General features: G+C 41.2%; 8 protein-coding genes and 6 tRNA genes. 13 read left to right on the top strand and 1 reads right to left on the bottom strand.

The genetic code is table 11. The annotated features are described in order from the left end of the window. Positions 1 to 125 precede the first annotated feature (125 nt). From HZA77_01705 to HZA77_01675, 7 genes are all read left to right on the top strand, one after another. Positions 126 to 199 (top strand) — tRNA-Pro (locus HZA77_01705). A 60-nt stretch (positions 200 to 259) separates the two neighbouring features. After that, a tRNA-Arg gene (locus HZA77_01700) sits at positions 260 to 332 on the top strand. A 114-nt stretch (positions 333 to 446) separates the two neighbouring features. Continuing rightward, positions 447 to 519, top strand: a tRNA-His gene (locus HZA77_01695). A gap of 76 nt (positions 520 to 595) precedes the next feature. Next, a tRNA-Arg gene (locus HZA77_01690) sits at positions 596 to 669 on the top strand. 478 nt (positions 670 to 1147) lie between these two features. After that, positions 1148 to 3604, top strand: coding sequence for a multicopper oxidase domain-containing protein (locus HZA77_01685; GenBank protein MBI5374117.1), 2457 nt, complete (start codon positions 1148 to 1150; stop codon positions 3602 to 3604). 85 nt (positions 3605 to 3689) lie between these two features. Next, positions 3690 to 4082, top strand: coding sequence for a fibronectin type III domain-containing protein (locus tag HZA77_01680; protein ID MBI5374116.1), 393 nt, complete (start codon positions 3690 to 3692; stop codon positions 4080 to 4082). Positions 4083 to 4156: 74 nt separating this feature from the next. Continuing rightward, positions 4157 to 4229, top strand: a tRNA-Lys gene (locus tag HZA77_01675). A 75-nt stretch (positions 4230 to 4304) separates the two neighbouring features. On the opposite strand, the gene msrB is transcribed toward HZA77_01675, so the two are convergent. After that, positions 4305 to 5384, bottom strand: coding sequence for a peptide-methionine (R)-S-oxide reductase MsrB (msrB, locus tag HZA77_01670; protein ID MBI5374115.1), 1080 nt, complete (start codon positions 5382 to 5384; stop codon positions 4305 to 4307). A 172-nt stretch (positions 5385 to 5556) separates the two neighbouring features. Between msrB and HZA77_01665 the strand changes: the two genes are divergently transcribed. The 6 genes from HZA77_01665 (at position 5557) to ysxC (ending at position 11917) form a co-directional block, all read left to right on the top strand. Further along, positions 5557 to 5636, top strand: a tRNA-Leu gene (locus tag HZA77_01665). Positions 5637 to 5667: 31 nt separating this feature from the next. Continuing rightward, the gene (gene tig, locus HZA77_01660) at positions 5668 to 6939 is read left to right on the top strand and encodes a trigger factor (GenBank protein MBI5374114.1); all 1272 of its coding nucleotides are present in this window, start codon (positions 5668 to 5670) and stop codon (positions 6937 to 6939) included. Positions 6940 to 7009: 70 nt separating this feature from the next. Continuing rightward, positions 7010 to 7594 (top strand): ATP-dependent Clp endopeptidase proteolytic subunit ClpP, encoded by a 585-nt coding sequence (gene clpP, locus HZA77_01655; protein ID MBI5374113.1) that lies wholly within the window; start codon positions 7010 to 7012, stop codon positions 7592 to 7594. Between the two features lie 17 nt (positions 7595 to 7611). Further along, the gene (gene clpX, locus HZA77_01650; GenBank protein ID MBI5374112.1) at positions 7612 to 8835 is read left to right on the top strand and encodes an ATP-dependent Clp protease ATP-binding subunit ClpX; all 1224 of its coding nucleotides are present in this window, start codon (positions 7612 to 7614) and stop codon (positions 8833 to 8835) included. Positions 8836 to 8871: 36 nt separating this feature from the next. Next, positions 8872 to 11304 carry an endopeptidase La gene (gene lon, locus HZA77_01645; GenBank protein MBI5374111.1) on the top strand — a complete coding sequence of 811 codons (2433 nt, stop codon included), beginning with the start codon at positions 8872 to 8874 and terminating at the stop codon, positions 11302 to 11304. Next, positions 11270 to 11917, top strand: a complete 648-nt coding sequence (gene ysxC, locus HZA77_01640; protein MBI5374110.1) for a ribosome biogenesis GTP-binding protein YsxC — start codon at positions 11270 to 11272, stop codon at positions 11915 to 11917. Before lon ends, ysxC begins: the two co-directional genes overlap by 35 nt. Positions 11918 to 11980 lie beyond the last annotated feature (63 nt).

Below are 11980 nucleotides of genomic sequence, written 5' to 3'. Positions count from 1 at the left end.
GTTTAAAGGCAATATTTAAAAATGTGCGACATTATACAGAATTTAAAAAAACATGATACTCTTTCTCTCTATTTTTTTTGTGCTTGCCATTTTAACAATAATTGAGATAAAAAGACACATTTTATCGGGGCGTAGCGCAGTTTGGTAGCGCACCTGCCTTGGGAGCAGGGGGCCGGAGGTTCAAATCCTCTCGCCCCGATTTTCTTATATATTACAAGCCACTTGTACGTCATACTGGCTGTAACAGCAATCGTTGTTTGCGCCTGTAGCTCAGAGGATAGAGCAACGGACTTCTAATCCGTAGGCCGCAGGTTCGACTCCTGCCAGGCGCATTTGATATAGTTTTTTACAAGAGCTATCCTAATTTTGATATCACTACGCCAAAGAAACTTGACATCAGGGATTGTTTAATTTAAATAATCCCCCTGAATTTGTTATGACTCATGGTGGGCGTAGCTCAGTTGGCAGAGCACTGGACTGTGGCTCCAGTCGTCGAGGGTTCGAGCCCCTTCGCCCACCCTTTTATTTATAAATACATCCTTCAATATCATTTATTATCCTAAAGAATAGCCAAAACCAGCATGACCTTGTTAGTGCGCCCGTAGCTCAACTGGATAGAGCGTCGGCCTTCGAAGCCGCAGGTCGCAGGTTCGAATCCTGCCGGGCGCGATGATTGAAGCTGATATGCATTGATAATAATTATAGCATACTTAATCAGTGTAAAAAATGTCCAAGAGTGTCGGATTACTGAACAGCACCAATGCAGTTATTCCCTTTTCTTTCAATAATATAATGAAACAGCCAAAAAAAATGTTCTTAATTCTGAACATTTTTCTAATTATAATCAATGCCAGCAAACCAGATAATCTGCCTGCGGCGCAACAAAAATATCTATAATATTCAATATATTAATCCATTAATTTTATTAACTATGATCTATTGGCATATCATTTGCTAGATGACCATAATAGTAAAGTTTAATACTTTAGATATTAGTAATGTCTATTGCAAAGTAATTTGTGCGTTAGTGATGCTATATTTAAAAAACAAGAATGAATAATGAAAGGAGGTGAGGCTAAAACTATTTTTTAGGTTGTTTGGTAATTAATTAAAAAAAATAAACAAAAAAATGGTTGGGGGAGGTCTCATGCAAAAAAATAAGATTCTAACTTATTTAGTAATACTTTTTGCACTATGCTTTTTCACTTTATCTACATTTAGTATAAATTTTTCATTCGCTCTGCAAGGAACACCATTGCCCGGAAGCTCCATAAAAAAGTGGGTTGATCCTCTGCCTACCCCTTATATTACCGGGGCAAATTCACTGGAACTACAGATGACTGAATTTCAATCTTCTGTAATGCCTACAGGGTTCATACCTGCAACGGGGGCTTACAATGGTACATGGGTTTGGGGATATCTTCTCCCCGAGCAGGTACCCGGACCATCTCAGACAATTCCTATCCCATCATACATTGGCCCTGTAATACTTGCCAAGAGGGGAACACCGACAGAGGTAACTTATGTCAACAAACTTGGTGATACAGCCACAAGCATGGTAGAAGCATGGAAAAGCTCCACTGACCTGACACTGCATTGGGCTGACCCATTGGGACAGGGACTTCAGATGACTAACTATGCCGGCCCAATTCCGGCAGTGGCACATCTGCACGGCGGCGAGGTACCACCACAGCTTGACGGAGGTCCGGACAACTGGTTTACAAGCGACGGGAACTATTTTGGGATGTCATATTACACAGGTGCCGGCTCTCTTATGCAGGCTGCTTCACACCCTGCGTCAGGTATTTTAGGTGACCGCTACTTTAATACAACAGACGGGAAGATTTATGAATACACTGCTGCCAATACATGGGCAACTTTCCCCGGTTCAATATATCGGTACCCAAACACACAGGAAGCTTCAAACATCTGGTTCCACGACCATACAATGGGTGTCACACGCCTTAATGTTTACGCTGGTCTGGCAGGCGGTTATCTTATCTCCGATGCTTTTGATACTCTATCAGGGAAGGGTTATAATCTTCCTGCAGGCTTGGGCTGGCATGACCTTGGTGGTGAAACAATAATACCGTTGGTACTTCAGGACAGGATGTTCGATACTAATGGACAACTTTATTTTCCGAATATACCCATTAACCCCGATCATCCTTTTTGGGTCCCTGAGTTCACCGGAGATACCATCGTAGTAAACGGTAAAGTATGGCCTACAATCGGAACCGCTGCAGCGCCTATACCTTCAAAGCGATACCGTTTCCTTTTCCTCAACGGTTCCAATGCCCGTACCTACGACCTTTTTCTGGTTGACATGGTTACCGGTAAAATGGGACCTCCTATGTGGATTATTGGAACTGACGGCGGTTACCTCGATGCACCGGTTAAAATCGATCCTAATGGACCCGGTCTGAAGAAACTCCTGATTATGCCAGGTGAGCGGTATGATGTAATAATTGACTTTAACGACCCGGCATGGCGGGCAGCGAATCCCGCTTTCTCCGGCCAGCTTGTTTTGCGAAACACAGCTAAGACTCCTTATCCAAATGGCGTGTACCCAACTACCACGACTATTGGTCAGATAGTGAAATTCTTCATTGGAGCACCTGTTGCTGATACAAGCTATGATCCTGCTTCCGGTATAAAGCTTCGCGGTGATCCAAGTGTGACTAACCCGATTCCTCCTATAGTACGTCTGCCCGGCACTCCCAAAGGTCCTGCTATTGTTGAAACCGGCATTGGTCAAAACGTACATAAGGTACGCCAGCTTACACTCAACGAGGTCATGGGGCCCGGTGGTCCGCTTGACATACTGGTAAACAATACTGAATTGTCAGGTCTTTCAAGAGCCATAGATAGATTTACCAATGGGGTGAGACCTGATTTCACACCCAATATATCCGGAACAAGCTACTTATCTGAAATGCCCCAGGAGGGGGAGACCGAGGTATGGGACGTCATCAATTTAACAGCAGACGCCCATCCCCTTCATCTTCACCTCGTTCAGTTCCAGCTTGTAAGCCGTCAGAAATTCAATGTCATCAGTTACAATAAACTATACAATTCCCTGTTCCCGGGAAGCAGCGCTATCGATCCTATGACCGGTCTACCTTTCGCTCCGGGCACATTCATTGGAGGCTTTGGTCCACCGGCAGACTATAACACAGGAATGCCGTGGAGTGCTCTGGATACATTCGGGAAGCCTTCCGTTACCAAGTACTTAGGTGGTAATCCTGATGTCAGGGCTGTAATGAAGAGCAACGCAAGGCCTGTATATATGAAGGGCACGCCAACTCCGCCGCAGGCTCACGAAGAGGGATGGAAAGATACGGTTATAATGTATCCGGGAGAGGTAACGCGCATAGTGGTAAGATGGTCACCCACTGATATGTCAATACCGGCAGCACCTGCAGATATTACATCTTTGTATTACCCCTTCGATCCTAACAACGGTTATGGTTACGTATTTCACTGCCACATCATAGATCACGAGGATGATGAGATGATGAGGCCTGACTATGTAACTATAAATCCATCTGCCGTTGGCAACAGAAGCTATATAGGACTCTTTGACGGAGGAATTGATTTCTAAGTAACCGATACAAAGTAGAGAGGGCTGTTTCCCAGAGCAGCCCTCTTTTTTTTGGTCATTAAAAATATGCTGTGGGAGATATATCATGAAACGTATTCCATTTACTGTGACTATAATTTTTATTTTGCTAAGTTTTTATGCATGCGCAGAAGGATTAAACAAAACAGCAGTTGAGGAAAAAATAAAAATTGCACCAGATGCGCCTGCAGGATTAAGGCTTAAAATTGTAAGCAATGGCTTTCAGCTTAACTGGATACAATCTCCTCAGGACCCAGGGATAGTAACTGGTTATGAAATAGTGCGCGCCGACATATTCACCGGACCATATATAACTGTAGGCACAGTCAGCAGCGGGATAACCCAATATGTAGATAGAACAGCTCAAACAGAAAATATTTTTTATTATAAAGTAAGAGCTGTAGCGGGAGTCCTATATTCTCCATATTCAAACACTGTTGCAGGAGAGAGAGTTCCTTAAAGCACACTCAGGACAAATTCTATTGACAAATGAGCTGAGTCGGTTAGATAAGAGAGCAACTTTTTTTAAGCTTCGGGCCGCTAGCTCAATTGGTAGAGCAAAGGACTCTTAATCCTTAGGTTACTGGTTCGATTCCAGTGCGGCTCAATAATATAAAAAATCAGGCCTAGTGATGTAACTGTCACTAGGCCTGATTTTTCAATTTTCTGGGTTACTTTACATCTACTCGAAAAGTTTCTTGTATTGTCCGTAACCCTCCTTCTCAAGATCCTCCTTTGGGATAAACCTTATGGAAGCGGAATTTATACAATAGCGCTGTCCGGTTGGCGCAGGCCCATCGGGAAACACATGGCCTAAATGCGAATCTGCATTTTTGCTACGCACCTCAGTTCTCACCATAAACATGCTTCTGTCATCTTTCTTTACAACATTATCTGGTTCAAGAGGCTTGGTGAAACTCGGCCAGCCTGTTCCCGAATCGAATTTATCTTTTGAGCTGAAGAGAGGTTCACCGGAAACAACATCAACATATATCCCTTCCCTGTGGTTATTCCAGTATTCGTTGTCAAAAGCATGTTCAGTCGCACACTCTTGTGTTACCTTGTATTGAAGAGGTGAAAGCTCTTTTTTAAGTTGATCATCAGAAGGCCTCTTATAATCCATCTTAGTTCCTGCTTTTTCCCATATTTTCTTTAGAGTTTCTTCACGTCCAGAACCTGCCTTATATACCTGATATCGCAATGGACTTTTCTTGTAATAGTCCTGGTGATAATCTTCCGCTTTGTAAAAAGCTTCGAATTTTATTATCTTTGTGACAATAGGTTTGTCAAAAATCCTGGACGATTCAAGCTTAGCCTTAGAAAGTTCTGCAAGACGTTTCTGCCCATCGTTATGGTAAAATATTGCAGACATATATTGCGAACCTCTGTCAACGAAAGCGCCTCCTCCATCTGTAGGATCAATCTGTTTCCAGTAGACATCCAGAATCTGCTGGTACGATATTTTAACTGGATTATAAACAATCTGAATAGCCTCATAGTGTCCTGTAGTGCCTGAAGAAACCTGTTCATAGGTTGGATTTCCCACGCGCCCGCCTGTATAACCTGCTAAAACCTGAACTACGCCGTTTAGTTTTTCAAATGGGGGCTCCATACACCAAAAACAACCTCCCGCAAAGGTTGCTTTTTCTAAATTTGTCTGACCGTTCACTTCAGTCACCTCCTTTTTATCTATGCTTTCACTATTAGAACAACCGCCTACAATCAATAAAACCATAGCCATTATCAGAAAAAAGTTTTTCATAGTCCTCTCCTCCTCAAATCCTGCAAAGCGTCAAAAAAATCATCAACTCACATCCTCTTAATATTTATGTATAGTTTATAAGAAAATATTATCAAATGGATTACAGGCCTAAACAGTTATTAGTTTGTAAAATTTGACAAATCGCATGAAAAACCTTTAATATGCACGGAATGCGAAAGTGGCGGAACTGGCAGACGCGCTGGACTTAGGATCCAGTGGGCAACCATGGGGGTTCGACTCCCCCCTTTCGCAATGATGACTATCTTTTTTGAAAGGGAAAAAAATGCAAATAGAACTTACTGAGGTTGAAGATTGTAAACGGAAACTTAAAATCGGGATACCCGCAGAAAGGGTATCAACCGAATTTAACAGCGCAATAAAAAAAGTGAGCGCCGCAGCCAGAATTAAAGGATTCAGACAGGGAAAAGCTCCTCGCAAGCTCGTTGAACTGCACTACAAGGAGGCCATTGAGTCTGAGGTTTTAAAAAACATCGTGCCAAAGGCCTGCGAAGAGGCAATATCAGAAAAAAAACTTGAAATTATAGGACAGTATGCAGTTGAAGAATGCGCTCTCACAGAAGGAGAGCCTTTAAATATTATAATAACAGCTGAGGTCAAACCAGAACTCAATCTGCAAAACTATAAAGATATAAAAGTAGAAAAAAAAGAAGTTAAAATAGAGGAAAGCGAAGTTGACGAGACAATCGAAAAACTGAGAATCGATCACGCTGAGTTAAAATCTGCCGGAGACAGAGAGGCACGTGAAGGTGATGAAATCATATTCGATTTCAAATGGGAAATGGAAGGGAAAGACCTTCCTGAACCGGTAAAGGAGGCAAAGGCAACGCTTGGAAAAGGAGAGCTTTTGCCGGAACTCGAAAAAGAAATGCTTGGAATGAAACCCGGCGAGAACAAGGATATAACCATCACTTATCCGGAAACACACGGGCAGAAGGATTTTGCTGGGAAAAAAGCTCTTTTTAGAATTAGTGTTAAAGAACTGAAAGAAAAAATCCTGCCTGCCATAGATGATGAGTTTGCAAAGGACGTGGGAAACGGCAACACTATGGCTGAGCTCAAAGACGATATAAGGAAAAGGCTGCTAAAAGCAAAAGAAGAAATAGCGCTAAGAGACAGCAAGCAGGAACTTATTACAAAGCTTATAGAACAGAATCCTTTCACACCTCCAAAATCACTTGTTGAACAGGAAACAGAAATGATGGTTCATAACTGGGAAGAAAATCTAAAGCAGAGAGGTGAAAGCATCTCTCACCTCAACAAAGAAGAAGTGATAAAGTTTATAAACGAAATAAGGAGTGAAGCTGAAAGAGCAGTCAAAACAAGATTCATAATTGAAAAATTATCATCATTAGAAGTTATAAAAATAGAAGACGCTGATGTTGATCAAGAAATTAAAAAACATGCTGACCTTTATAAAAAAGATCCTCAGCAAATAAGGGGCATATACGAAAAGAACGGAGTGCTTGAATATTTAAAGGATAGGCTTCTGGAAGAAAAGGTCTTGAACTTTTTACTGGGCTATTCTAATATCTAGCAGACTCTAACCAAAATGGTTGTTGCCTCATTATATGAAAACACTCTCTCAAGATGATGGAGAAGATAACATGACGCTTATTCCTATCGTTGTCGAACAGACGAGCCGCGGGGAAAGATCATACGACATTTATTCAAGGCTGCTCAAAGACAGAATCATTTTTATAGGCACAGGGATCAATGATCAGCTCGCAAATATTGTAATTGCCCAATTCCTTTTTCTCGAAAGTGAAGATCCAACTAAAGAGATACACCTTTATTTAAATTGCCCGGGAGGAGTGGTAACTTCAGGGCTGGCGATTTATGATACAATGCAGTATATCAAATGTCCTGTATCAACCATATGCATGGGGCAGGCTGCAAGTATGGCCGCTGTACTTCTTGCCGCAGGGGAAAAGGGGAAAAGGTTTGCCCTTCCCAATGCTAGAATAATGATACATCAGCCCTTAGGAGGTTCTCAGGGGCAGGCAACAGATATTGAAATTCAAACCAAGGAAATTCTTCGTATCCGTGACACTATTAATAACATATTAGTCAAGCACACAGGACAGTCTCCTGAAAAAATCCAGAATGATACTGACAGGGATTTTTTCATGGGTGGAAAAGAAGCTTTAGAATACGGAATCATTGACGACATTATCCACAAACGTAAGTAACTTTTCAGGAGCGATTCATGTCGACACATGGTCATTTTTGTTCGTTCTGTAATAAAAGCCAGGGTGAAGTAAAAAAATTAATTGCCGGCCCATCAGCTTTCATCTGCGATGAATGTATTGAGCTTTGCAGTGAAATAATTGAAAAAGACCTTGGCGAAGAAGAGATAAAACAAAGCTACAAGCTTCTCAAACCAAAAGAGATAAATGATATCCTGAACAGATATGTCGTAGGCCAGGAAAGATCAAAGAAGATTCTCTCAGTTGCTGTTTATAATCATTATAAGAGAATAAATGCCAAGGGTAAGCATGATGACATAGAGCTTACAAAAAGCAATATTCTTCTCATTGGCCCAACTGGCTCAGGTAAGACTCTCCTTGCCCAGACTCTGGCAAAGATTCTCGACGTTCCTTTCACAATAGTTGACGCAACCACTCTCACTGAGGCCGGATATGTAGGCGAGGATGTAGAAAACATCATTCTTAAGCTTCTCCAATCAGCAGATTATGATGTGAGCAAAGCTGAAAAAGGAATCGTATATATAGATGAAATTGATAAGATAAGCAGGAAAACAGAAAGTCCTTCAATAACAAGAGATGTTTCAGGAGAGGGAGTGCAACAGGCACTTCTTAAAATAATAGAAGGCACACTGGCGAGCGTACCACCTCAGGGCGGGAGAAAACATCCCCACCAGGAGTTTATTCAGGTGGACACTACTGATATTCTTTTTATCTGCGGTGGTGCTTTTGTGGGGCTTGACAAAATAATAGAACAAAAAACCGGCAAAAAGACTATGGGATTTACCGGTGAAATAACAAAGAACGAGAAGAAGAGCATTGGTCATCTTCTGGCACAGAGCCAACCTGAAGATCTTATAAAGTACGGGCTTATACCGGAATTTGTAGGAAGACTGCCTGTGCTGGCAACTCTTGATGAACTTGATGAACGCGCATTAATAAAAGTCCTTACTGAACCCAAGAACGCCATATTGAAGCAGTACCAGAAGTTCTTTGAATTCGAAAGTGTAAAGCTTCATTTCACTGAAGAATCTTTGAAAGCTATTGCTAAAGAAGCTATAAAACGGAAGACCGGTGCAAGAGGATTAAGAGCAATACTTGAATCAGTAATGCTTGATATCATGTATGAACTTCCTTCTCAAAAAACTATCGAGGAATGTGTAATCAACGAAGATGTCATCAACAATAATACCAGCCCGATAATCCTTTACAAAAAAGCAAGTTAATACTAATCATTCAGTAAGACAGAAAGACTAAAAAAAATGATATTTAAAAAAGACAAAAAGAATGAAGATAATGTAATTTATCCGCTGGTGCCTTTGAGAGATGTTGTGCTCATCCCCCACATGATAATACCGCTGTTTGTGGGGAGAAAAAAATCGGTAAAGGCACTGGATGAAGCGATGAACAGGAACAAACAGATTATCCTTTCAACGCAAAAACAGGCAAGCGTCAATGAACCAAAAGAAACTGACATCTCTCTTATAGGAACAAAGGGGGAAATCCTCCAGCTCTTAAAACTTCACGATGGAACCATTAAGATCCTGGTTGAAGGAATAAAAAGGGTAAGAATAAAAGAATTTATTCCTAGTGAAGATTATTTTCAGGTACTTGCAGACGACATACCTGATGAAGGGACTTATTCATACGAACAGGAAAACCTGATAAGAAAAGTAATCCCGCTTTTTGAAGAATATGTAAAATTAAGAAAGCATATTTCTACTGATGCACTTGCCTCAATAGTAAATATAGAGGATGCTGGCAGGTTATCTGACACAATTGCTGCTCATACCATTCTTAAAGTTAAAGACAAACAGACACTGCTTGAGACCAATGATGTGACTATCCGCCTCCAGAAGCTTTGTTATTTTATTGAACGGGAGATGGAGATACTGATCTCTGAAAAGAAAGCACACAGTAAACCGAAAGACCAGAAGAAAAACCGCGAATATCTGTTAAACGAACAGATGAGAGCGATAAAAAATGAACTTGGACAGCAGGAAGATGGAAAGTCTGAGATAGATGAATTCAGGGAAAAAATCAAAAAAGCGAAGATGCCGCAGGAAGTTGAAACTAAGGCCGCAAGAGAGCTCAAAAAACTTGAGATGATGCCGCCCATGTCGGCTGAAGGAACTGTAGTAAGAAACTATCTCGACTGGCTGGTATCCCTGCCCTGGAGCAAAAAAACTCCTGACCGCTTAGACCTTGAAAAAGCCGAAATAATTCTTGACGAAGACCACTATGGCCTTGAAAAGGCAAAAGAAAGAATAATAGAGTTTTTAGCCGTAAGAAAGCTTGTAAAAAAGCTTAAAGGCCCGATTCTCTGCTTCGTAGGTCCTCCGGGTGTTGGTAAAACATCTCTTGCCAAATCAATCGCACGTTCACTTAACAGGAAGTTCGTAAGGATTTCTCTTGGCGGAGTGCGTGATGAGGCTGAAATCAGGGGACACAGGAGAACATACATAGGAGCACTTCCGGGAAAGATAATCCAGTCCATGAAAAAGGCTGGAACGAAAAATCCCGTATTCCTTATGGACGAAATAGATAAGATGTCTATGGATTTCAGAGGAGACCCATCAGCAGCATTACTTGAAGTGCTTGATCCGGAGCAGAATGACACATTTAACGATCACTATCTGGATGTTGATTTTGACCTGTCACAGGTACTGTTCATTACAACTGCCAATGTTCTTACAGCTATTCCTCAGCCTCTTCAGGACAGAATGGAGATTATAAGAATCCCAGGCTATACAGAAGATGAAAAGCTCAATATTGCCAAGAAATACCTTTTGACCAAGCAGTTAGATCAGCATGGTTTTACCGGGAAGAACCTTGAGTTCACAGATGAAGCAATTCTTGGGGTAATCAGACATTATACAAAAGAAGCCGGGGTAAGAAATCTTGAAAGAGAGATAAGCTCGATATGCAGAAAGACAGCAAAGAAGATAGTCAAAGAGGGAAAAGATGTCAAACTCTCTATTAATGATGAAAATCTAGAGGAATATCTCGGCATCAAGAAATACCGTTATGGTGTAAAAGAAAAAGAGTTTCTTGTAGGACAAACAACGGGGCTTGCATGGACAGAGTTTGGCGGAGAGCTTCTGATTACCGAAGCTACCATAATGGCTGGGAAAGGGAGTTTAACCCTTACAGGGAAACTTGGAGATGTAATGCAGGAATCTGCTCAAGCTGCCTTCAGCTATTTAAGGTCTCGTTCAAAGATGTTAGGACTTAATAGAGCATTCTTCTCAAAAATAGACATCCATATACATGTTCCGGAAGGAGCCATCCCGAAAGACGGCCCTTCTGCAGGTATTGCGATGGCGACAGCTCTTGCTTCAGCATTAACGAGAATACCTGTAAAGAATGACATAGCAATGACAGGCGAGATAACTCTGCGCGGACGTGTGCTTCCAATAGGCGGTCTTAAGGAAAAAGTGCTGGCTGCGCATAGGGGAGGCATCTCAACAATTATAATTCCTGAAGAAAATAAAAAAGACATAAAAGAGATTCCAGACAATATAAAGAAAGATATAAACTTTATCTTTGTAAATAATGTTGATGAAGTTTTAAAAACAGCGCTTGTAAAAGAGCTCCCGGGAGAATCAATACTTGATGATTTTCTGAGCGATAAGGATTATGCAGCGGAGCCGCTTGCCAGTGAAACACCAGCTTCAACCACGACCAAACATTAAAATAAGCACAAAAGGAAAATTAGAATCCAAATTTATCGGGTCATACCCCTGCAATTCAGATCTGATAAAAAGCGATTATCCTTTTATCGTGTTTGCAGGAAGATCAAATTGCGGGAAATCTTCTCTCCTTAACCACCTTACCGGAGATATTAAACTTGCAAGAGTGAGTTCCACCCCGGGAAGGACAAGGACAATAAACTTTTTCCTGATAGAAAATAAGATTATTTTTGCAGACCTTCCGGGTTACGGTTATTCAAAAGCATCCATGTCTGTAAAGCAATCTATATCCAAAAATGTAGACGGCTTTCTGACTTCAAATTCAGAAAGCATTATAATTGTGAGTCTTCTCGATATAAGGGTAATCCCGTCTAAGGATGACATAGAATTAAAAGAATGGGCAGATGCAAACTATGTACCGGTTATCTATGTTCTTACCAAGTCTGATAAGTTGCCCCGCAGTAAAAGATTGACCATGCAAACAGAAATCTGCAGAGCGTTAAGGCTTTTAAAAAGTCCGGAAATCAAACCGATTCTCTACTCTTCTGTCACAGGCGAGGGACGTTCAGAACTGATCAAAAGTATAGAAGATGAAATAAAATCTTTTCCCTCTTAATTGAAATTTTGTAAAAACATATGCATAGGTTTCTATAATTCCCCAGGCAAAGGCCTTTTAATA

It is taken from the genome of Candidatus Schekmanbacteria bacterium (genome assembly GCA_016219965.1).
Taxonomy (GTDB): Bacteria; Schekmanbacteria; GWA2-38-11; order GWA2-38-11; family J061; genus JACRJM01.
This window is presented reverse-complemented; position numbering and strand designations above follow the sequence as displayed.